The sequence below is a fragment of the Rhizobium phaseoli genome (genome assembly GCF_010668805.1).
Classification (GTDB): domain Bacteria; phylum Pseudomonadota; class Alphaproteobacteria; order Rhizobiales; family Rhizobiaceae; genus Rhizobium; species Rhizobium phaseoli_A.
Window position 1 is genome coordinate 158,797 of sequence record NZ_WUFT01000011.1, and the last position, 21,033, is coordinate 179,829.

General features: G+C 60.4%; 23 protein-coding genes and 3 pseudogenes. 14 read left to right on the forward strand and 12 right to left on the reverse strand.

Annotated features, from left to right (window positions below; all coding sequences use genetic code 11):
* Positions 1–35: 35 nt before the first annotated feature.
* Positions 36–539 carry a BA14K family protein gene (locus GR197_RS18740; protein WP_164012141.1) on the forward strand — a complete coding sequence of 168 codons (504 nt, stop codon included), beginning with the start codon at positions 36–38 and terminating at the stop codon, positions 537–539.
* Between the two features lie 94 nt (positions 540–633).
* Here GR197_RS18740 and GR197_RS18745 read toward each other — a convergent pair.
* Together GR197_RS18745 and GR197_RS18750 are read right to left on the reverse strand one after the other, a co-directional pair.
* A pseudogene (locus GR197_RS18745) lies at positions 634–1,075 on the reverse strand (DUF3313 family protein); the annotation flags it as partial.
* 116 nt (positions 1,076–1,191) lie between these two features.
* On the reverse strand, positions 1,192–1,734 hold the full coding sequence (locus GR197_RS18750; RefSeq protein WP_164012143.1) for an NADPH-dependent FMN reductase: 543 nt from the start codon (positions 1,732–1,734) through the stop codon (positions 1,192–1,194).
* Between the two features lie 203 nt (positions 1,735–1,937).
* On the opposite strand from GR197_RS18750, the gene GR197_RS18755 reads away from it, so the two are divergent.
* The 3 genes from GR197_RS18755 to GR197_RS18765 are packed head-to-tail and all read left to right on the forward strand — an operon-like array spanning position 1,938 to position 4,542.
* Positions 1,938–2,939: an ABC transporter ATP-binding protein gene (locus tag GR197_RS18755; RefSeq protein WP_164012145.1), complete on the forward strand. Its 1,002-nt coding sequence runs from the start codon at positions 1,938–1,940 to the stop codon at positions 2,937–2,939.
* A complete protein-coding gene (locus GR197_RS18760) occupies positions 2,936–3,736 on the forward strand; it encodes an ABC transporter permease (protein WP_164012147.1) in 801 nt (266 codons plus the stop codon). The genes GR197_RS18755 and GR197_RS18760 overlap by 4 nt, the downstream gene beginning before the upstream one ends.
* 2 nt (positions 3,737–3,738) lie before the next feature.
* Positions 3,739–4,542, forward strand: a complete 804-nt coding sequence (locus GR197_RS18765; RefSeq protein WP_164012149.1) for an ABC transporter permease — start codon at positions 3,739–3,741, stop codon at positions 4,540–4,542.
* Positions 4,543–4,561: 19 nt separating this feature from the next.
* Here the strand turns inward: GR197_RS18765 and GR197_RS18770 are convergent, their stop codons facing one another.
* Positions 4,562–5,083: a winged helix-turn-helix transcriptional regulator gene (locus GR197_RS18770; RefSeq protein ID WP_164012151.1), complete on the reverse strand. Its 522-nt coding sequence runs from the start codon at positions 5,081–5,083 to the stop codon at positions 4,562–4,564.
* Between the two features lie 88 nt (positions 5,084–5,171).
* On the opposite strand from GR197_RS18770, the gene GR197_RS18775 reads away from it, so the two are divergent.
* Positions 5,172–5,813, forward strand: a complete 642-nt coding sequence (locus tag GR197_RS18775; RefSeq protein WP_164012153.1) for a dihydrofolate reductase family protein — start codon at positions 5,172–5,174, stop codon at positions 5,811–5,813.
* A gap of 264 nt (positions 5,814–6,077) precedes the next feature.
* Positions 6,078–6,281: a hypothetical protein gene (locus GR197_RS18780; RefSeq protein WP_164012155.1), complete on the forward strand. Its 204-nt coding sequence runs from the start codon at positions 6,078–6,080 to the stop codon at positions 6,279–6,281.
* A 28-nt stretch (positions 6,282–6,309) separates the two neighbouring features.
* Here the strand turns inward: GR197_RS18780 and GR197_RS18785 are convergent, their stop codons facing one another.
* Positions 6,310–7,185 carry a bifunctional helix-turn-helix transcriptional regulator/GNAT family N-acetyltransferase gene (locus GR197_RS18785; protein WP_164012157.1) on the reverse strand — a complete coding sequence of 292 codons (876 nt, stop codon included), beginning with the start codon at positions 7,183–7,185 and terminating at the stop codon, positions 6,310–6,312.
* 144 nt (positions 7,186–7,329) lie between these two features.
* On the opposite strand from GR197_RS18785, the gene GR197_RS18790 reads away from it, so the two are divergent.
* A complete protein-coding gene (locus GR197_RS18790; RefSeq protein WP_164012159.1) occupies positions 7,330–8,142 on the forward strand; it encodes a hypothetical protein in 813 nt (270 codons plus the stop codon).
* A 78-nt stretch (positions 8,143–8,220) separates the two neighbouring features.
* Positions 8,221–8,793 (forward strand): chloramphenicol phosphotransferase, encoded by a 573-nt coding sequence (locus GR197_RS18795; RefSeq protein WP_164012161.1) that lies wholly within the window; start codon positions 8,221–8,223, stop codon positions 8,791–8,793.
* 348 nt (positions 8,794–9,141) lie between these two features.
* Here the strand turns inward: GR197_RS18795 and GR197_RS32375 are convergent, their stop codons facing one another.
* Both GR197_RS32375 and GR197_RS18805 read right to left on the reverse strand, forming a co-directional pair.
* Positions 9,142–9,345, reverse strand: coding sequence for a hypothetical protein (locus GR197_RS32375; RefSeq protein ID WP_246724616.1), 204 nt, complete (start codon positions 9,343–9,345; stop codon positions 9,142–9,144).
* Positions 9,346–10,273: 928 nt separating this feature from the next.
* Positions 10,274–10,456, reverse strand: a pseudogene (locus tag GR197_RS18805) (Lrp/AsnC ligand binding domain-containing protein); the annotation flags it as partial.
* A gap of 1 nt (position 10,457) precedes the next feature.
* On the opposite strand from GR197_RS18805, the pseudogene GR197_RS18810 reads away from it, so the two are divergent.
* The 3 genes and pseudogenes from GR197_RS18810 to GR197_RS18820 all read left to right on the forward strand — a co-directional run.
* Positions 10,458–10,616 (forward strand): annotated as a pseudogene (locus tag GR197_RS18810) (argininosuccinate synthase); the annotation flags it as partial.
* 509 nt (positions 10,617–11,125) lie between these two features.
* A complete protein-coding gene (gene ubiA, locus GR197_RS18815; RefSeq protein ID WP_164012164.1) occupies positions 11,126–12,040 on the forward strand; it encodes a 4-hydroxybenzoate octaprenyltransferase in 915 nt (304 codons plus the stop codon).
* Positions 12,041–12,068: 28 nt separating this feature from the next.
* Positions 12,069–12,845 (forward strand): phosphodiester glycosidase family protein, encoded by a 777-nt coding sequence (locus GR197_RS18820; protein WP_164012166.1) that lies wholly within the window; start codon positions 12,069–12,071, stop codon positions 12,843–12,845.
* Between the two features lie 51 nt (positions 12,846–12,896).
* On the opposite strand, the gene GR197_RS18825 is transcribed toward GR197_RS18820, so the two are convergent.
* Together GR197_RS18825 and GR197_RS18830 are read right to left on the reverse strand one after the other, a co-directional pair.
* Positions 12,897–13,706 carry an alpha/beta hydrolase gene (locus tag GR197_RS18825; RefSeq protein ID WP_164012169.1) on the reverse strand — a complete coding sequence of 270 codons (810 nt, stop codon included), beginning with the start codon at positions 13,704–13,706 and terminating at the stop codon, positions 12,897–12,899.
* The gene (locus tag GR197_RS18830) at positions 13,703–15,586 is read right to left on the reverse strand and encodes an ABC transporter ATP-binding protein (RefSeq protein ID WP_164012171.1); all 1,884 of its coding nucleotides are present in this window, start codon (positions 15,584–15,586) and stop codon (positions 13,703–13,705) included. Before GR197_RS18830 ends, GR197_RS18825 begins: the two co-directional genes overlap by 4 nt.
* Positions 15,587–15,819: 233 nt before the next feature.
* On the opposite strand from GR197_RS18830, the gene GR197_RS18835 reads away from it, so the two are divergent.
* Positions 15,820–16,221 carry a GFA family protein gene (locus GR197_RS18835; protein ID WP_164012173.1) on the forward strand — a complete coding sequence of 134 codons (402 nt, stop codon included), beginning with the start codon at positions 15,820–15,822 and terminating at the stop codon, positions 16,219–16,221.
* 29 nt (positions 16,222–16,250) lie between these two features.
* Here GR197_RS18835 and GR197_RS18840 read toward each other — a convergent pair whose 3' ends face one another.
* From GR197_RS18840 to GR197_RS18850, 3 genes are all read right to left on the reverse strand, one after another.
* On the reverse strand, positions 16,251–16,724 hold the full coding sequence (locus tag GR197_RS18840; protein WP_164012175.1) for a VOC family protein: 474 nt from the start codon (positions 16,722–16,724) through the stop codon (positions 16,251–16,253).
* Positions 16,725–16,958: 234 nt separating this feature from the next.
* Positions 16,959–17,963 (reverse strand): carbon-nitrogen hydrolase family protein, encoded by a 1,005-nt coding sequence (locus GR197_RS18845; protein ID WP_164012177.1) that lies wholly within the window; start codon positions 17,961–17,963, stop codon positions 16,959–16,961.
* A gap of 182 nt (positions 17,964–18,145) precedes the next feature.
* The gene (locus tag GR197_RS18850) at positions 18,146–18,577 is read right to left on the reverse strand and encodes a VOC family protein (protein WP_164012179.1); all 432 of its coding nucleotides are present in this window, start codon (positions 18,575–18,577) and stop codon (positions 18,146–18,148) included.
* 192 nt (positions 18,578–18,769) lie between these two features.
* On the opposite strand from GR197_RS18850, the gene GR197_RS18855 reads away from it, so the two are divergent.
* Together GR197_RS18855 and dapB are read left to right on the forward strand one after the other, a co-directional pair.
* Positions 18,770–18,985: a hypothetical protein gene (locus GR197_RS18855; protein WP_164012181.1), complete on the forward strand. Its 216-nt coding sequence runs from the start codon at positions 18,770–18,772 to the stop codon at positions 18,983–18,985.
* A 142-nt stretch (positions 18,986–19,127) separates the two neighbouring features.
* A complete protein-coding gene (gene dapB / locus GR197_RS18860; protein WP_164012183.1) occupies positions 19,128–19,898 on the forward strand; it encodes a 4-hydroxy-tetrahydrodipicolinate reductase in 771 nt (256 codons plus the stop codon).
* Positions 19,899–20,080: 182 nt separating this feature from the next.
* Here dapB and GR197_RS18865 read toward each other — a convergent pair whose 3' ends face one another.
* The gene (locus GR197_RS18865; RefSeq protein ID WP_164012185.1) at positions 20,081–21,013 is read right to left on the reverse strand and encodes an ornithine cyclodeaminase family protein; all 933 of its coding nucleotides are present in this window, start codon (positions 21,011–21,013) and stop codon (positions 20,081–20,083) included.
* Between the last annotated feature and the right edge of the window lie 20 nt (positions 21,014–21,033).

The following is a 21,033-nucleotide window of genomic DNA, read 5'->3' on the forward strand; positions in this document are numbered from 1 at the left end:
ACCCCGCGATACATCCGTTACCCAAGGTGAGAGAAATGAACAGATTTGCCATCATTGTCCTGTCGATAGCGACGGCTTTCTCCGGAATGCCGGCTTCGGCAGGCCCGGCCTTCGTGCCGAGCCCGGCGCAATCGGCGCAACCGGCGCCTCAAAGTGCCGATGCCCGTATCGTGACCGTCGGCTGCAATAACTTCACCAATTGCCCTGGGCAGTTCGGTAATGATCGCAGGTGGTACCGAAACCGCCACCACTATCGCGATCGCAGCTACTATCGTGATCGCAACTCCTACCGCGACGACCGCTATGGATGGGACCGTGGCTATAACCGTCATTATCGCCACCACGACAATAGCGGCGCCATCATCGGCGGCCTCGCTGCCGGCGCGCTCATCGGCGGCATCATCGCCTCGCAGCCGCGCGCTTATTCTTCGCGCGGCTACAGCTCGCATGCCGACTATTGCTATAGCCGCTATCGGTCCTACCGCGCCTCCGACAACACCTTCCAGCCGAACTACGGCCCGCGCCGCCAGTGCCGCTAAACCGATCCGCCCGTCAACAGCGAGCCTCGCATGAAATGCGGGGCTTTTTTGATGCCGCACGGGTAACGCCTTGGGCGGGCTAATTGCGCCTCTTTCAATAAGTCGCGGCCGGTTTCGGCCTCTTTTCGGTCCATTGCGGCGGCGCGCCGTATTTGGCGGCCACAGCTCCCATCAGTCCCGGTGACCGGCCAAAGGCGTCGCAGGCGGCGTATTTCGGTTTTCCGCCAAGCCAGGATTTCATCCGCTGTCCGGACGGCAGCGAGATATCCAGTCCCTTCGGTTCCTTGCCTTTGATCAGCATGCGGGGACGCCAGGCCATAGGCGTCGCCGACTTCAGAAACGCGGGGAGTGTTCTGCAGCGAGTTTGCCCCGCGCGACCAGACGACCGCCGCCAGCTGCACACCATCGCGGTCGACGGCCTCAGCCTCGACGGCCAGCCCACCGAGGCCGGCCGGCAGCCGCGGCACGCCGACGGGCAGCACCAAACCAGTGCCAAGGGTGGCGACAGTGGAAACACCGGCCATCGCCTTCTTACTCTCCGCCTTCATCCTCGCCGCGCTGCTCGCAGCCCCGCTCGTGATACTGCACACGCTCCAGGAAAAAACAGCGTTCGAGAGCGGCCTGCTGATGGAGATCCGATGACCGGGCGGCCTCAGGCGGTTTGGCCGACTGCCTTGCAATAGGCCGAGAATGCCTGAAGATAGGCCTGCACCCTCAAACGGTTCTCCGCCGTCTCGACAGCCCGAAACACCTCGGCCGGTTCCAGCTTAATCAGCGGGAGCCGGAGGAATACATCGCCTGCGAACCGGTCGGTGATGGTCGCAAGGATCGTGCGTAGACCTGCCAGCATGTCATCTCCCCGATGCGATGCGTGCAGCAATGCAACGGGCTTGTGTACGATCTGCTCTCCCGACACCAGCCAATCGATCGCATTCTTGAGACCGCCGGGGATGGATCGCACATATTCCGGGCTGGCGATGATCACCCCGTCACTCCGAGCGATCGCTGCGATGAAATCCCGCACCGCCGCCGGCAGAGCTTCCCCCTCGAGATCCGGCGAGAACACCGGCAGGTATCCCACGCCATCGAAGATCGCAATGTCGATATCACGTGGTGCAACGGCGCTAACAGCCCGCAGCATGGCCGTATTGGTGGAATCGCGCCGAGCGCTGCCGGATATTGCGAGAATCTTCATGAGCCTAACAGCGATCGATTGGCCGTGGCTGTCAACGCAAAAGGCTGTGGTGCCGCGCGTCTTTTCGCATCGGCAGGCGGCGCTGGAGCGCTTCGAATTGCGCGATTGAGGGACAGGCAAAAGCGACTTTTGCTTGCACTGGCCGAGCCCGGCGTTAGCTTGGGTTCCAATCCTGACAGCTGCCGAATCGGCGGGAAATACAGATGACGGCTTTGATCGAGGCACGGGGCGTCAGCAAGCGCTTCCGGCAGCACAAGAGATTTCCGGGTTTTCTGGGCGCGCTAAAGACGCTGGTGACGAGCGAATATACCGAGGTTCTGGCCGTTTCCGACATCGATTTCGACGTCGCGGCTGGCGAAGCTGTGGGGTATCTCGGCCCCAACGGCGCCGGCAAATCCACCATGATCAAGATGATGACCGGCATTTTGGTACCGAGCGCCGGCACGCTGACGGTGCTCGGCCGCACACCGCATCTCAAGCGAATGGACAATGCGCGCGAGATCGGCGTTGTCTTCGGCCAGCGCAGTCAGCTGTGGTGGGACCTACCGCTGGTCGACAGTTTTACCCTGCACCAGCGCATCTATGATATCCCGCCTGCGCGCTATGCCGACAATCTCCGGCGCTTCAGCGAGTTGCTCGACCTCACGCCCTTTCTCGACCGTGCGGTGCGCCAGCTCAGCCTCGGCCAGCGCATGCGCGCCGAGATCGTGATGTCGCTGCTGCACGATCCCAAGATCCTTTTTCTGGACGAACCGACCATCGGGCTGGACGTGGTCGCCAAGGATGCGGTGCGGCGCTTTCTTGCAGAGATCAACCGCGAGCGCGGCGTCACCATCATCCTCACCACCCATGACCTGCAGGACATCGAAACCATCTGCCCGCGGCTGATCATGGTCGATCACTCGAGGCTGATCTTCGACGGCGAATTGAGAAGCCTGCGCGCGGCATTGGGCTCGGCCCGACGGCTGACACTCGAATTTGCCAGCGATCCCGGGCCGCTGCCGCTGAAAACGGCTACGCTCATCAGCGACGAGGGTCTGCGCAAGAATTATCTGATCGAACGCGAAGACATATCGCTGGTCAAAATCCTGTCGGAGGTGGGAAGCGAGCGCGGCCTCAAGGATGTGGCGCTGCACGAACCCGACATCGAAGAGGTCATCCGCACCTTCTACCAGGGCCGCAACGCCAGGGCGCGAGCATCATGAGCGCTTATTCCGCCTTCGCGCGCAGCGCTTTCCATGCCCAACTCGCCTACCGCAACGAGGTCTGGGCCAACATCTTCGGCAAACTCGTGCAAGTCTTCGCCCGCGTCGCGATCTGGCAGGCAGCCTATGCCGGCGTCGGTGCAGCGGTGGTCGACGGTGTCTCGCTGCAGCAGATGGTGACCTATGCCTTGCTCGGCGGTGCGGTGATGGGTGCCACCCGCCCCGAGAGGATCATCAGCGAGATCGGCCGGTCGCTGAAGACGGGGGACGTCGCCGTCTGGTTGCTGAAGCCCATCTTCTATCCGCTCTACCTCTTCGCCAATGAATGCGGCAGTTTCGGCTACCGCCTGATGACGCAGGTTATCCCGACCGTCGCCGTCACAGCCATGTTCTACGGCATGCTGCCGCCGGCAAGCCTGTTCGACGGCGCCAAGTTCATTGCCTTCTGGATGCTTTCCTTCATCCTGCTGTCCCTGATGTCGATGTTCTGTGGCCTCATCGCCTTCTGGCTGATGACGAGCTTCTCGCTCGACTGGATCCTCGGCGCCCTGCTGCAGCTGTTCTCCGGCCTGCTGGTGCCCTTCTGGTTCTTCCCCGAGCCGCTGGCGACGATCGCCCGCCACCTGCCCTTTGCCTGGGTGGTCTATTATCCCAATGCCGTCTATCTCGGCCGGCTTTCGGCTGCCGACACCTGGTTTCATCTCGGCCTCGGTCTCGGCTGGGCCGGATTGTTCCTCTTCGGTGTCCTGTGGCTATGGCGCTCAGCCTCGACCCGCATCACCGTGCAGGGAGGCTGACAATGCTGCTTCATCACCTCCGCGTTATCCCGCTGCTGGTGCGCATGTATATCCGCTCGCAGATGGAATATCGCGGCGCCTTCTGGCTCGATCGCCTTGCACAGATTCTCTCCTATGGCAGCGTCTTCGCTACCATCGGCATCCTGCTTGCCCGCTTCGATACGTTAGGAGGCTGGAGCTGGCCGGAACTCGCGCTGCTCTACAGCTTCCAGCTGCTGGCTTACTCCCTCGGTGCTGCGATGAGCTTCACGCAGCTGCGCGATCTTGAGGAACTGGTGCGGCTCGGCACTTACGATGCGCTGCTGGTCAAGCCGTTCAGCCCCTGGGTCTATCTGATTTTTTCCGGCCTCAATATCGGCTATGCCGGCCACATCATCCTTGCCGTGCCGCTGCTCGGCTGGGCGGTTTTCTCCGTCGATTTCGCTTGGTCGATCTCTTCAGCCCTGTTCCTCGTCGCCACACTTTTCAGCGCCACGCTACTCACCGCAGCCCTCATCACCATGATCGGCGCCACCGCGCTGATCTGGGTGCGCTCCAACCATCTGTTCTCGATCTTCTTCGGATTCTGGGAGCTGATGCGCTACCCGCTCAACATTTTTCCCGGCAGCATCCAGATCACCCTCATCACCGCCGTTCCGCTGGCGCTGACCAGTTCGGTTCCCGTCGCCGCCCTGCTCGGCAAACCCGTACCGATCCTTGGGGACTGGGCCGGCCCAGCGGCTCTGGCGGCCGGCCCGATCTGGGTGCTGATCGCGATGGCGTACTGGCGCTACGCCACTGGCAAATACCAGGGCGCCGGCGGCTGATGGCTGACTTCCCTCGACATCAGGATGCCGGCGCCGACGATTTCGCGCGAACCTCGAGGAACGCCGCCGTCAGCTTGGCCAGCACCGCCGAAGTGCACGTGCCGTTGGCTCCGCCGATCGGATCGACGATATGGATTTGCCGGAGATCCTCCATGAATGCGTCCCAGAGCGGCGGCCCGCCTTCTTCGAGAAGCTGCGCGCGGATGCTCAACTCCTCGCGGACCGGCAGATGGCGCCGCCCCCAGGCGCCGATCATGGCAAAGACCGGAACAAGCTGGATCGCCGGCTCCTCGAGGCTGTAGATCGCTTTCTGGCTATGGCTCGGATCATCCCGCTTGCTGATGAACCCGAGCGAGAGCAGGCGCTTCAGCCTGGCTGCCAGGATATTCGAGGCGATCCCCTCCTCCGAATGGGTCAGAAGATCGCGGAAATGGCGGCGGTTGCCAAACATGATGTCCCGGATGATGATCAGGGTCCACCGGTCACCCAGCACTTCCATCGTCAGGTTGATCGGGCAGCCTGAGCGCAGTTCGATATCCACCAAGCATCTCCCAAAAAACTGGTTGCATAATAGGATCACCCATGCAACAAAACAACCAGTTTCAATTTGCAATCAGACGGAGGAAAACATGTCTAAGGTGCGCGTCGCAGCATTTTCCCTTTCCGTGGATGGTTTCGGCGCCGGGCCGGAGCAAAGCATGCAGGATCCGCTTGGCAAGCGCGGAACTGAGATGTTTCAATGGTTTTTCCATACCCGCACGTTTCGCGCGATGCAGGGAAAGGACGATGGCTCGCAAGGAATTGACGAGGACTATGCCGCCCGTGGCATGGCCAATTTCGGCGCCTTCATTCTCGGCCGCAACATGTTCGGGCCTATTCGCGGAGACTGGCCTGATGAAACCTGGAAGGGCTGGTGGGGGCCAAACCCACCCTATCACGCGCCGACCTTCATCCTGACGCACTATCCGCGCGAACCCCTTGTCATGGAGGGCGGCACGACCTTTCACTTCATCACCGGCGGCATCGAGGATGGGCTTGAAAAGGCCAAGGCCGCGGCCGGCGGCAAGGATGTGAAGATCGGCGGCGGGGTCAGCACCGTCCGCCAATATCTGCAGGCCGACCTGATCGACGAATTGCATTTCGCCGTCTCGCCCGTCGTGCTCGGCAAAGGAGAAGCGATGTTCACCGGCATCGATCTGCCCGCTCTCGGCTTCCGCGTCGCCGAGCATGTGGCGAGCGAACACGCTACGCATATCGTGCTGACAAAATAAACCAGCCGCCGATCGGGATCGGTATCCCTTCACCCCAGCGCGTGCTGCAGGATGCCTGCGGCGGCAATGGCGATGATCGCGGTCGGCACTTCCGATCGGGCTAGGCCATTCCCGGGAACACCGGGCCGGCACCAAACCGTGTCAGGAGAATAGCGGTGGTGTTGCTGGGGAATGAGCGTAGAGTGAGCGCCATCGGCCCATCGGCATCGGCACGACCGCTTGAGAGACCATAGGTGCTCTTGCCGCTTCACGGAGGGCACGACAATGCTCCTGTCGCTCATCTCACTCAACGATGATGAAATCACGATCGTCACCGATGCCGTTCGGCAATGGTGCTGCGAGAGGAAGCTCGACATCGACAGCATCGAAGGGCGTCGCGCCATCACCATTGCCGTCGATCTCGTCCAGATGAACACGGATCACGACAGGCTTTTTGCCGAGCTGTCGAAGCAGTTGGACCATCAGTAGGACCCGACGGCGGTAGCTTTGAGAGGACTTAAAGGCGCTTTTCAAAGAAGGTATCGGGATATGGGTCGTCATTGAACCGATCGATCTCATGCCAGCCGCTTCCCCGATAAAGCTGCTGCGCCTCGGAAAGCGCACTGTTCGTGTCCAGGCGCAGGAGCTTCACGGACAGTTCGCGGGCGATGGTCTCGGCCGCGAGCATGAGGCGTGTTGCGAGCCCGAGACCACGCGCGGATGGGGCGACCCACAGCCTCTTGATCTCCGCGACCTCGCCACCACTACCCTTCAACCCGACGCAGCCGATCGGCAGCCCATCGGACAAGGCCACCAGGAACGCACCGCGTGGACGGATCATATCCTTGGCGTCGGGATCGCGGGACAGCGATACATCGAAGCCCTTCTCAAAACGGCGTGCGAGTTCGCCGTAATATTCGCCCAGGCAATAGTTGGCATCCTCGTGCCGAGGGTCCGTCTCCTCGATCACGATCTGGTCGCGCCTCAGCGAGGAAGCAACGATGTCCATGGCGCGCAGGAGTTCTTCCGGGCGGCGATGGCGTGCCAGAAATGCCTCCGCCTGCGCATTGGAAAGCGCTTCATAAGCCTGGAACTCGGACCGGCCGGTTTCGGTCAATCTGGCGATGCGGCGACGTGCGTCCTCAGCATTCGGCACCGTCTCGATGAGATCTTCCTCTTCCAGACTGCGCAGCAGACGGCTCATCAAGCCCGAATCGAGACCGAGATAATCGCGGATCACCGCAACCTCCGATTGTCCCCGGCCGATCGAATTGAGCACGCGGGCGGCCCCGAGCGGACGCCCACGCCCGAGGAACGAACTGTCGAGAGCGCCGACTTCCGAGGTGACGGCACGGTTGAAGCGACGGACACGGGAGACAGGATCGCAAGTCATATTATCTGACTTAAGTCAGATAATTGCCCCTGTCAATTCGGAGCCCTCAAAAGCAGAGGTCGGGTCGATCGGCGGCTTGCAACCATCTTGCGGATCAACATCCCCTCGCCTATGGCATTACAACGTCCCGCAAGGCCTCTCCCCGTGTTCCGTTTTGCTCTCCACGTCCTGATCGTTCTCCTTCTGACGCTGCTCACGCAGATCGGCGGTGTCGCCTATCTCATCGCGCTGGTCGCGTCGCGCGTCTGGGGCATCCGGCGCTTTCTGGCCAAGCTCGCCATCTTCCTGCTTTGTTATGCCGGCGCAACATTTGCCGCGGGCCTCACAGCCCCGATGCTTGGGCGGGTACCCCTCTCCTGCATATCAAGCGCCACAGACAGGCTGGTGGTCCGCTCCCCAATCTATTGCCTGCTGAACCGCAACTACGTCACGCCTGACCTGCGCGATCTGGCAAAAGCGCTTGCTGCCCACATGAACGAGGAATTTCCCGGTACCGTTACCGTCGCGCTGGATGCGAATTTCCCCTTCGTGAATGGCTTTCCGCTGCTGCCGCATCTGTCGCATGCCGACGGAAAAAAGCTCGACTTCGCTTATTATTACAAGGATGCGGACGGCGCTTTCCTGAATGGCGTCACCCGCTCCCCGATCGGTTATTTCGCCTTCGAAGAGCCGGCTCCGGGCGACGAACTGCCGTGCAAAGGGCGCAACGACTGGCTGACCACCCGCTGGAATTTCGACGCGCTGCAGCCACTGTTTCCGGCCTATCGAATCGACGAGCAGCGCACCTCGGCCGCGGTCGCCTGGTTGACGAGCGAAGGCATGGCGCGTTTCGGCCTGCAGAAGATCTTCATCGAGCCGCATCTCAAGAACGCGCTTGGCATTACCGACAACCATGTCCGCTTCCAAGGCTGCCGCGCCGCTCGCCACGACGACCATATCCATATCCAGGTTGAATGAGCGTAAGCTGCAAGGATTGCGAGAAATCCTATTGCGCAGCACAAACTATGTCGGACAAGAGCGAGGAGGATGCTCCGTATGAATATTTTCATTCTGCTGATCGGTTTTCCAGGCGTCGGGAAGCTCGCGATCGCCAAAGAATTAAGTCCGCTTATCCCCGCAAAGATTATCGACAATCACTGGTTCAACAATCCGATATTGCGCCTGCTGGATGACGACGGGACGTCTGCCCTCCCGGAGGGAATATGGGAATATACCGGCAGAGTTCGGCAAGTGGTCTTGGATGCGATCGTGGCCTATAGCGCGCCCTCGGCCAATTTCATCTTCACACATGCCGGGATTGAAGGCGATCCGCGAAGCATGCGCACTTTTCAGCAAATTGCTGCCGCGGCCCAACAGCGCCAGGCCTTGCTGGTTCCCATCCGATTGCTCTGCGACGAGGATGAGTTGGCACGCCGGATTTCCACACCCGCACGCCGCGTCCACTTAAAATCGATAGATGTGGAAGCATCGAGAGAGCGCAGCCGACGAGCCGGCGTTCTCGATCCTCAACATCAAAATACCCTCGTCCTGGATGTCACTTTCGCCTCACCGAAGGAAAGTGCGGCCGCTATTCGAAATCATGTTCTGAACGTCGCAGGCAATCCCTGAAGTGGGTGCTTTGCAGCCAAGCCGCCCAGTCGATGAGGAATCTGTCTTGGATGAACGTGCGCCGATTGAGATCCCCCAGGCGCGTGCCGCGTATGCACGCTTGAAGAAGCCGCGGCTGCGGACGGGAAAGACCTCTTTCGCCGTCAGGAATTCCAATGTCAGCTCCGGATATTAGCGTCCCGCGCGTTGTGATAGTTGCCAGGGTTACCCCAAAGCTCCGCGACCAAATCGGCGCCCGCGCTCTGGCTTCCGCAGCGTTGCGAAAGAACCTTTTGCGATACGCGTTGACGCGGCGGATGTGGTTAAAACGCCGGCCGGCCAGCGGCCTTTCGTTTCATCTCATCTTCTTCATGTTGTTGCCGAGCACAGGACCAACGGGTCAATTTTCTTCATTCTTTCAATAGCTTCTCTGAACTCAATGCCGCTCACAGTGGCCCATTGCTCTGGAGTTAGTTCCGGCTCTCTTCTTACGCTTTCAATGATCGCGACGGTACCATCGTGTTTGAGCAGGTACGTTACTATCAAGTTGGCTGAGCCGATATTGGCGGACATGGAGAGCCGATCCGGTCCAGCAGCCGTTATGATAACGTTTCTAAAAAGCGTCTTGTACTCTGTGCCATCAAAGAAAATTTAATTGCTATCGCGCACAGCAAAATAAGGACCTTCGCAGAAAGTACCGATGAAATGAAGCTCGCTGGCCACGAACTTATCTACGATTGCGCTTTCATCTGTATTTGAACAAGAAGCCACAAATCCCGCAATAGCTAGTATCAATGTAATGGAATGCTGAGGGCGCCTTTGCGGCGGCCTAACTCGCAGCGTTCTCTCGGCAGTCTTGCTCATCGACAACTCGCGCAAAACACAACGCACTCTGAATAATGGAGGGCGTACTACAACCTGTTAATGACTTGGGTCAATTTAAGTAGATTTGCGTGTTTCCCCGTAGACAGGTCGTCATACCTGGGCGGAAATGGCCAATCTCGGCCAAAATCCAATTCCGAAATGCCCTAATCTTGCGCTGCTTGATCGCCCGTGGCGGATAGAACAGGAAATACCGCGACGAGGATTTAAGCGCCTGTTCGAAGAACCCAGCACCCATCCCGCCGCAAGGTCACATGGCCGGCCACCTGCCGGCGGGCCGCATCGCGACCGCCGCCGATGTCGCTGGCCCCTATATCTAACTAATGGAGAATGACTTCATGACCAGACGATCCATCCGGACGCGGGGCAAAAGCTGATCTAACCGTCAGTTCCTCGTGGATGGGCGCGTCCAGCCACCCGCCCTCGTCCTTCGAGGCTCCGGCCCGTGGCCTCCGCACCTCAGGATGAGGGCTGATCGTTGTACGTCCATAAACTGCGCGCCTTTTCGCCAGTGGCATCCAGAAGTTCCCTATTTCCAGGGCCTTTTTCTCCAGCCTCATCCTGAGGCGCCCCGCAGGGGCCTCGAAGGACGGGGCTGGCCACCGCATGAACAAGACGCCTACCGAACCGGCAGCTCATAGCTCCGCTTCAGCGTCTCCATCGGCACGTCGGTCTTGACGCTGAGCATGCTCGGAATGCGCGTCAGGTGGTCGGCCTGGAAACGCCAATAGCTATGGAGATCGGCGGTGACGATCCGCAGCACGGCGTCGCACTCTCCCGTCGTCAGGTAACATTCCATCATCGCTTCGGTCATCTCCCGCAACTCTTCTCGCTCGCTCTATTCCGCCGACCTCGTCACCTTCGAGGAAAGCGCTATCGCCTACGACCACCACGACGCCGAAGGCTTCATCAGGCTGAACGGACTGCGGCTCCGAAGCTGGGCAGCCCGCAACGGAGCATGAGCGGCCGGCCTTACCTCCGCCGGCGAATTGAAAGCTCAAAACGCAAAACCCGATTTCAAACGATTTTAAAAATACTCGCCAGAAAGCTAATCGATTTTAATTTTATTATTAAAATTTTCTTGTTGCAGCGCAAAAGAATTTAAACATTATTTCTAGAGATGCTCAGTGTGTTCGTTGGAGGAACTCGCATGACTATGACCTTTCCGCTAACCGAAAATCGCGACGCAGAGGCATTGCTGAAGCACCTGACGTTGCACAAACTCAGCTGTCCGGGAAACTGCGTCGTGTCGCTCAAGGCGTACGTCGCCCACGTTTCTTCCTCTCATACCACGGCACTCGGTACCGCTCGTACCGCCTGGTAGGGATGGACGGTTCCCGAACAAACATCGAATGCAAGTCACGGCAGAGGGCCGTTGCAGTGCTTGCAAAAATTCCTATTCTCGGCGTCGCCGATGGCGATGAAAAGCTTAGGCATCCCGTCTATTGCGATAGGAATTTCAGATCTCATCATGACGACACTCAGCCGCCCTGATCTCAGCGACATCCACCATGGCGATTGGGTGGATCGCCGGTTGCCGGCCGCATGGCGGCCATACACGCGGCTGGCGCGGCTCGATCGTCCGGTTGGCATCTGGCTGACGCTTTTCCCCTGCTGGGCCGCCCTCATCCAGGCATCGCACGGTCTGCCCAACTTCTTGCAGTTGGCGATCTTCTCTCTCGGCGCCTTGCTGATGAGAAGCGCCGGCTCCACGGTCAACGACATCGCGGATCGGAAGTTTGACGGCCATGTGGAACGGACTCGCTTCCGGCCGCTGGCAAGCGGAAAGCTCCGCACACTGCACGCCTTCGTCTTTCTGGCCGTGGAACTGATGGCTGCGGCCTCGCTTCTGCTCTTCCTGACACCGTATACGCGCCTGGTGGCGATATCGGTTCTGCCGCTCGTCTTCCTCTACCCGCTCTGCAAGCGCTTCACCCACTGGCCCCAAGCCGTCCTGGGCGCAGCGTTCAATTGGGGGATGCTGATGGCATGGGCCGAGCTTGCAGGCCATATTCCGGCCGGCGCCGTCATGATGTGGGCCGGGGCGATCGCCTGGCAGATCGGCTATGATACGGTCTACGCCTATGTCGATGTCAGGGATGATGCCCGCCTCGGCCTGAAATCGACGGCAATCCTGTTCGGCAGACATGGCAAGATGTGGATCGGCTTGTTCTATGCTCTGGCCGTCGGGGCGTGGTCGCTCGGCGGCTGGCTGTTGGGCATGTCGCCGCCTTATGCGATCGGAATGCTGGTCATTGCCGCTCATCTTGCATGGCAGACCTGGCGGATTGACCTTGCCCGCCCGGACCTGAATTATCGGCTCTTCCTCGCGAATATCCTAACGGGCGCGCTGCTGGCCTGCGCGGCTTTATCAGGCACACTTTGACGAGATCGAGATCGAGACCGTGAGACCAATGACCTATCTGAAACAGGGTATGCTTGCCGCGGCCATGATGCTCACAGCAACGGTAATGTCCCCACATCAAGCGCGTGCCGGACAATGCGAACAGGAGACTTTCGAAGAAGCGGCATACGTCGTCTGCACGCTGGACCCTGAAAAAGCAGACCTGCGCCTGTTCTGGAAAGGAGCCGATGGCACGCCGTACCGCACTTTTTCAAGCGCCGCCGAAGCCGTCCGTGCCGAAGGGCGAACGCTGACTTTGGCCGTCAACGCCGGCATGTACCGGGCCGATTTTTCGCCGATGGGACTGTATGTCGAAAACAGCAGGGAATTGAACCCAGCCAATACCGCAAAGGCCGAAAGCTCCGCCGGCCAGGTTCCGAATTTCTACAAGAAGCCGAACGGCGTGTTTTTTCTTGGTGAAACGGGCGCAGGCATACTCCCGACCGATGAGTTTCTGAAGCTGACGCCGAAGGTGCGGTTCGCCACACAGTCCGGTCCGATGCTCGTCATCGCCAACACGCTGAACCCGATCTTCATCCCAGGCTCGACGGATCGCACCCGCCGAAGCGGCGTCGGCGTCTGCGCGGCCGGCACGGTTCGCTTGGCGATCAGCGAAGACGGCGTCAATTTCCACGATTTCGCGCGGCTCTTCCGCGATAATCTGAAATGCCCCGACGCCTTGTTTCTCGATGGCGGACACGGTGTCGGACTTTACCATCCGGCAATGGACCGCAACGACCGCTCCTGGCACGGCGGCTACGGTCCGATGCTCGGGCTTGTCGAATAGTACGCTAGGAAATCCGCTTGGATCGAGGCGCGTTCCGCATCTTGATTCACCTCAAATCGGTCGCGCACCGAAAAACAGTGCCGTGGCGATGATCAGCTTGTCCAGCATCTCGACGTTCTCAGACGTGTTGAAAATGTGATCCATCGGAGCCACCCAAACTTGGTTTGTACCGCTATGCGCCTGAGCGAATTTTGCCGCTGTTCCGAGAGGAATGGCAGTATCCAGGCTGCCTTCAGCAATAAAAACCGGTCCGTGATACTTGGCGATCTCGTCCAACGGATTCATGCTTTCGACGTCGACAAAGAATTCATGCCCGAGGATTAATGATGCGCCCCACGGCATTTGAATCTTGGCAGGCGATCGGCTTGCGAGCGCCCGTTCATACCCATCGCGCCCAATCAAGGCTGGAAAGGAAACTTTCGGCTCGCCGACGGGGGTCCAGAGCGCGACCGCCGCTGGTCGATTTGTTCGGCCCGCCGCGACGGCGGCAACCAGCCCACCCTGGCTCCATCCGAGCAGAAAGATCGCTTTGGGACCACCCGACGGCAGATCGCTTACGAAGTCCATTGCCGCGATGCAATCCTCGATCTGGCGACTATACGTCGCGTCCTGAAAGCGTCCGCCGCTTTCGCCGACACCTCGGAAGTCGATCCTCAGGCTCGAAAAACCGAGAGATGCGAGCTTCTCCGCCGTATGCGTGAAGATACCGGCGCCGGTCTGAGAAATCACGAGTTCGTGTCGCGTTCCTCCAAACCCATGAAGAAGCACGATTATCGGTGCGTTTGCCGAGACAGCCAGACGCAATGTTCCGACGACTCGATGCCCACCGACCTCAAAGCTGACAGTCTCCTCTGCCGTCATGGCTTCCTCTGAAATTCGCTAACGGGCTCATCGATATCTTCGGGAATGAAGCCGCCGGTCTGGCGTTTCCACAGGCGGGCAAACAGGCCGTCGCGTTCGACCAGTTCGTCCGGCCTGCCCTCCTCCACGATCCGCCCATGATCGAGCACGACGATCCTGTCCATTCTGGCGATGGTTGAAAGGCGGTGCGCGATGGCGATCACCGTCTTTCCCTCCATCACGAGGTTGAGCCTTTCCTGAATGGCCGCTTCGGATTCGCTGTCGAGCGCCGAGGTCGCTTCATCAAGCACCAGGATCGGCGCATCCTTCAGGAGAACGCGGGCGATAGCGACACGCTGCCGTTGCCCGCCTGACAGTTTGATGCCGCGATCGCCGACGAAGGCGTCGTAACCCTTGCGGCCCTCGCCGTCGGCAAGATCGGCAATGAAAGCATCGGCGCTCGCCATCTTCGCCACCTGTTCGATCTCGTCCCGCGTCGCCTCCGGCCGGCCGTAGCGGATATTGTCGCCGACCGATCGGTGTAGCAGTGCGACGTCCTGCGCGATGACGCCGATCGCACGGCGAAGGCTCGACTGCGTGACCGCCCGAATGTCCTGCCCGTCGATCAGAATAGCGCCGTCGCCGATGTCGTAGAAGCGCAGCAGCAGATTTGCGAGCGTCGTCTTGCCGGCCCCGGAGAGGCCGACCAGGCCAACCTTCTCGCCGGGCCGAACCGTTAGCGACAGCGCGTCGATGACAGCTTTGCCTGACTTGTAGGCGAAACGGACCTTTTCGAAGCGGATCTCTCCACGGCTGACCGTGAGGCTTTCCGCATGCGGCCGGTCGGTGATGGTCGGCGGCGTCGTCAGGACGGGCATGGCGTCCTTGATCGTGCCGATCGCCTTGAAGACCTGCTGCCCCATTTGAAGAAAGGTGAAGGACCCGGCTGAGAGGCGCTGGAGAATATAAACCGTCGCCACGAAATCGCCCACGGTCAGGAACCGGTCAAACAGGCCCCAGAAGCCGATGCTGAGCATGATGAGCCAAAGCAGCATGTTGAAGCTGATGACGACCAGCTCCGTTGTCCGGTAGATGCGCTGTTCATGATGGAGCGTAAGCACCGTCTTCGACATGATTTTCTTGAGCGCGCCCGCCTCGCTGTCCTCGGCGGCAAACTGCTTGACCATCTGGATGTTGCCGTAAATGTCCGTGAGGGCACCGGAAACCAGGCTGTTCTGCTTCGCCGAACGCCGGGAACGCTCCGTGAAATCTGGTACGACCTTGATGGTGAAGAGCACGTTGACGATCACCCAGATGATCACGGGTACTGCCAATTGCCAGGACAACGCGAGCAGAAGCAGAACCGAGCCGACAATCTGGAGCAGAAAGCGGGGCGCGGTTTGAAAACCGATGAGAATCTGTTGCTGAACCGCATTGGCCACCTGGCCGAGCCGGGATGCGACCTGACCGGCGAAAAGATCATGGAAGAAGGCAAGGTCATGCCGTTCGATCGCCTTGTGGCCCTGCCATTGTATGGCAATCGGCAGGCTGATGCCGATAGTATGCGAGTTCAGAATATTGGTGACGTAGAAGAAGACCGGCATCACCGGAAAGATCAGAACCGCCAGAAAAACCAACAGCCAAAACCGGCCTTGAACGAATTGCTCGACGCCGTGTGTTGTCACGCCGTCGACGATCACCGAAAGCCCCCAGATGATTGTCAGGTTGATTGCTTCTACCGCCATAGACGTCAACGCCATGGCAATGATGACACCGCGAAGCATTTGGATGAAGTGCAGAAGGAGCGCTACAGGCCCCTTGGACGGCAGCGGCCGGTAAGGGATGTCGAGCGGCCGGATCCAGGTTTCAAAGGGACGGTAGATCGCATCGGAAATCGACATGGGCCACTCGGATGAAAAATCGGGAGGAGGCGTGGACTCAACTACGCTGGGTCGCATGGGACCATCTTATTGCTAAAATCTCAATTATAAATTTTAGAAGACCTGCCGACTAGGCTTGGGGAGCAGGATGTGAGAGCGCGAGAAAGCGAGCGCCCGAAAGCCCCAATTGCGGCCGGCGCGCTATTCAGGCAGGATGCTGTCCTTGAACACAGAGCAGGATTGAACGAACACTCATGCTGATGGGCTCATGTCATTGCGGCAAAGCAAGCTGGACGCTCGAAGGCGATCCCGGCTCGATCACCGCCTGCAACTGCACCCTTTGCCGGCGCTACGGCACCCTCTGGGCCTATGATTACGAAGGAGAGCGTATCAGCCTCAGCGGAGAAACCGCCTCCTATACCCGCTCCGGCCGGGAGACGTCGCCCCTCGAAATCTTGTTCTGCCCGTCCTGCGCCTGCGTTTTGAGCTGGCGCGGCCTGCGGCTTCAGAAGGATGGCCGCCGGCGCATGGCGGTCAACATGCGGCTTGCGCCGCCGGATCTTGTTGCCGATCTACCCATTGATCATTTCGATGGCTTGGACACGTTCGAAGATCTTCCCTCCAAAGGGCGCTGCGTGCGCGATCTCTGGTTCTGAGAACCTGCCATCTATTGGCCTCAAGCGCCTTAGCCGCGCCGGGCCGCCTCGATCGCTGCGACATCGATCTTCCTCATCGTCATCATCGCGTCGAAAGCACGCTTTGCCTGACCACCGCCGGCCGACAGCGCTTCGGAGAGGATACGCGGCGTGATCTGCCAGGACACACCCCATTTATCCTTGCACCAGCCGCACTCACTTTCCTGGCCGCCATTGCCGACGATGGCGTTCCAGTAGCGATCGGTTTCCTCCTGGTTGTCGGTGGCGATCTGGAACGAGAAAGCCTCGCTGTGTTTGAACGCGGGACCGCCATTCAGACCGATGCAGGCAATACCCGCAACGGTGAATTCAACGACCAAAACGTTTCCCTGCTTGCCATCCGGATAATCTCCCGGTGCCCGAATAACCGCGCCGACGGCACTGTCTGGAAACGTCGCCGCATAGAAGCGGGCAGCCTCCTCGGCGTCTTTGTCATACCATACGCAGATCGTATTCTTCGCCATTGCGCGGTCCTTTCGCCCTTCGTTTCGCATTTCCTCCGTGAGATAAGAGGCAAACCGTCTTTCTCCAGCCCACCGAAGCAATTTCCCGGTTACGATCGCCGCGCACCTGCCGAGCCGCGCACTCCTCACCCATCGAGGCCCTGCGGAGCACCTCAGGGTGAGCTCTTTTGCCGTCGCATCACCGGCGGGGGGCGAGCCGCCGGTAATGAAATTCGGGTTCGCCGCGACGCGGCTCTAAAACATATCCCGCCCGTCGCTGCGCGGGTCGCCGTCGACGCGATGCGGCTCATAGAGGCCGCTCCGCGCTTTGCGCCGCCAGGGACGAGAAAGATCGCCAGGATTGTCGTCGATATCGGCGAGCGTTATCGCGGCCGTTCCATCCGTAGGGCATTGTGCCGCCCATCGGCCGCCAGGCGCGACGATCACGGAAGAAGCAGGATCAGCTTGACCGGGATGGGCGGGGATCGAGAAACTGACCCAGTAGCTATTGCTCGCCGCATGCCCTTGCGCCTCTGCGGCGAAAGACGGTTCGGTAGCCGGTGAACCACCTGTCGTCGAAAACAGCACGCAATGGACGTCGAGCCGTTCATATTCGCTGAAAATCTCCGGATAGTGGCATTCCATGCCGAGCGCACAGCCAAAGCGGATGCCGTCGACCTCGAAGGTCACAGGAATCGACCCCGGCGTGTACATGAAGGAAATTTTGGTATTGGACAGCAGGCGCTCGTCGTAACGCGTCACCAGTTCGCCGCGGTCGGAGACGACATAGAGGCTGTTGTGCGGCCGGTGCGGCGCCGTCAGCGGATGCACCGAGCCGATGACCGCCCAGAGCCCGAGTTCTCGCGCCAGCCTGCGTGTTGCATCCAATTCCTCACGTAGCACGCCCCACTCGAACCGCCGCCAATCGGACGGCCCAATCTCTCTCGGCCCGATTTCCGACATGATACGCTTGTTGGGCGCTGACGTCGCACCTTCGGGAAAGTGCACGAGCCGTGCTCCCGCCTGCCGCGCCCGCCGCATCAGCAGGCGGATCTCCTGGCCGCTGCTGCGAAGCTTGTCGATATCGCGGGGATCGTCTGCATGCGTGGTCTGCGCCACGGCAAGGCGTAGGCGCCTCACCTCGGGCGTTGCGCCTTCCGCCGACCTGGGGAGGAGATGCATGCGGGCGGTGGTATAGGATTCACCCGTCTTGGCGGCGCGCGCACGCACCCGCCGTTTGAAATTGCCATTCTCAGTCATATCAGGGCCTCTAACGTTCCGGACATCGTTCCTCCAGCAACACGCCCGAAACATCAGGACCAGGATAACGACCCGAGACGAAGGTCCCTTTGCCTCCGGTTGAAGACCCCGCTGGGGAAGGTCTAGGGAGGTTCGGCGTTAGGTCACGCCGAGGGCAAAGATGCCGAGGCGGCCGCGATTCGTCAATTCGCGGAATGGCCGAGATCGGCGGCTCCCGAAGGTCCTGTTTCGAGTGGCCCGCCTTGACCCACTCGCCAAGGCGGATCGACGCGGTTCGATCCGGCGAAATAAAGGATGATGCGGTTGCCGCCAGGGTCGAGCAGCTCCGCCTCACGCCAGAGCCAACTCTTATCCTCGGGTCCGCTGACGAATTGAAGGCCGGCCTCACCAAGGCGGCCAACCGTCTCGTCCAGGCTCTCACACTCGAAATAGACTGTGGTTCCGCCACCGCCACTATCGCCTTGATGCAGCGAGAAGGTGCTGTCCCCGTCAGGGCAGAGGAAGCGCGCATACCGCGGACGGGCATCAACGACAGGCCTCAGACCGAGGATGCTGTAGAAGTTCCAGCCCAGGTCGAGGTCAGGCATCGTAACGGTCACCTGGTTCAGACGCATGATCTATCCTTCTCGGCTGAGTTCGCCCAAAACTGCGCGGCGGTGCCGTGACCGCGACATCCATAAAAACAAGAACCTGAAACCATCGCATGAATCAAATTCTCAGCGGCACGCTTTTTGTGTCCTTGCCACAAAACTCGTGCCAGACTGCGCAAGCTCGCATCGCTTGCGCGCCGATCGAAAGGGCCGAACATGCATAAATTCACCGTTACCCTCACCCGGGAGATCGAGGCCGATACCGCCGAGGAGGCAGCGCTGCTCCTGTATCAGGAACTTTCAAAAGAACCGCTCCCCGACCGCTACGCGGTCGCCGACGAGACAGGCATGACCACAGAGGTGAAACTGGATCGGGAAAAGGCGGATGAATTCGCCAGCATCGACCACACCGCCGACCCCGGCAACTGGTAAGCGCCAGACGTTCACGGGGACAGCTGAAGGAGATCCCCGCTTTGCGCCGGGAGCGGAAGTACGGTAGTTGCAGATCCCTTTCTTCGGCGCGAACGCCGGATGAAAACAGGCCCCATCGGCAATATCGTCGCAAGGAAAGACTGTGACATCACCAATCAAAATAGCCGTCGCCGGTGCGAACGGCCGAATGGGTCGCGCCATCCTGCCGCTGCTGGCGGCCGATCCGACTTTTGCGTTCGTCGGCGGCATCGGTCGTCAGGGCTCTGCAGGGGCCGGACTGATCGACCGATCGGACGCGATCGCGGAGGCCGACGTGATCCTGGATTTCACCACGGCAAGTGCTGCCACCGAACTTGCCGGTCTGTGCGCCTCGGCCGGCGGACCGGCACTGGTGATCGGGGCGACCGGTTTCGAGCCGACTGAACTCGATCGGATCGCCGAGGCCGCCCGGACGATTCCGATCCTGCGATCCGGTAATTTCTCCATCGGTTTGAACATGCTGGTCGGCCTCGTCGCCCAGGCGGCGCGCGCCCTTCCCGCGCATGGCTGGGACATCGAAATCCTCGAAGCCCATCACAACCGGAAGATCGACGCGCCGTCCGGCACAGCGCTGATGCTCGGCGAAGCGGCCGCCGAGAGTCGCGGCGTTTCCCTCGCATCCGTCGAGCGGCGCGGACGCGACGGCATCACCGGCGAGCGCCCGCCCGGCGAGATCGGCTTCGCCGTCTTGCGCGCCGGCGGACTGGTTGGAGAACACAGCGTGTTGTTTGCCGCCGCCGAGGAAGTCGTAACGCTTTCGCATTCGGCGCTCGATCGCGGCATGTTCGCCCGCGGCGCGCTTGCCGCTGCCCGCTGGGTCGCGGAACGCGCACCCGGCGAATACGGAATGCGGGATGTCCTGGGTCTGGGGTGACAAGGGGCGAACGGACAGCGTGAACAGGGGCTTGAAGCGCATCCTTGAATCAGATTCTAAGCACATCTCTGGTTACCGCACGGCTTTAAGAGAGCCGCGAAGGACGAGGCGGCTGCGGCGGCGGCAGACAGGCGATAACCTGCCTCAAAACAAAGGCTTAAAACCCGCCCTTGAATCAAGGCCTAGGCCGACAGCCCCAGCCTATCAAGGATTGCCGAAGCGACGACGACTTCGGTTCCGGCAAGGCCGACCGAGCAAAACAGCGTCGTCTCCCCAAGCGATCCTCGCCCAGCCGCCTTCCCGGCAATGATGTCGGCAAGGTCGGCCAAACGATCTTCGTTGCCGGAGCCGGCGAGGAAAAAGGGCGAAGCGTAGGCGTGGGCCTGTTCGGGCGAATCCGTTGCGATCACCGCTGCGGTATCAGCAACATCCAGGCCAAGCTCGTATCCCTGAAGCGTTTTCGGGCCGACGGTGTTGACATGCACGCCAGGCTTCACATCCCGCGCATGGACCACGGGGGTTTGGCTCGTCGTCGCGCAGATGACGATGTCGGCGTCATCAACGGCTTCGCGAACGCTGCGGACAGGCTCCACATCCAGCCCCAGGGCGTGCTGCATTTCGGTTGCGAAGGCGGCGCGATTTTTCTCGTCACGGCTATAGACGCGAGCGCAGTCCAATTTTCGAACGGCTGCGGCTGCGGCAAGCTGGGTTCGCGCTTGCGCGCCGCTGCCGAGGATCCCGATTATCCTGGCATCAGGCGCGCTGAGGTGGCGGATGGCGAGACCTCCGATAGCGCCGGTCCTGAGGTTGCCGAGGCGCTCTCCGAGGACGATGCCCTTGAGCCTGGCATCGTCGGCCGACCACACCGCGACGATCTGCGAATGCTCCGTCCCCCCGAATGTTTCATAGACTCGAAAGCCCGCCAGCGGCTTGTCGCCGAGGATGCCGCCGACGGTGAAGACGAGATCGCCTCGATCGGGGAAGGACACATGATGCCGAGGCGGAGAGACCAATCGATTGCCGGCTCCGGCGAGAAAAGCGATCTCGAGCGCATCGATCGCCACGCCCATCAATGCACTGCCGATCAGATCCTCGTCTCTCAGAATTTTCGTCACGGCAAACCTCCAGCCTATGC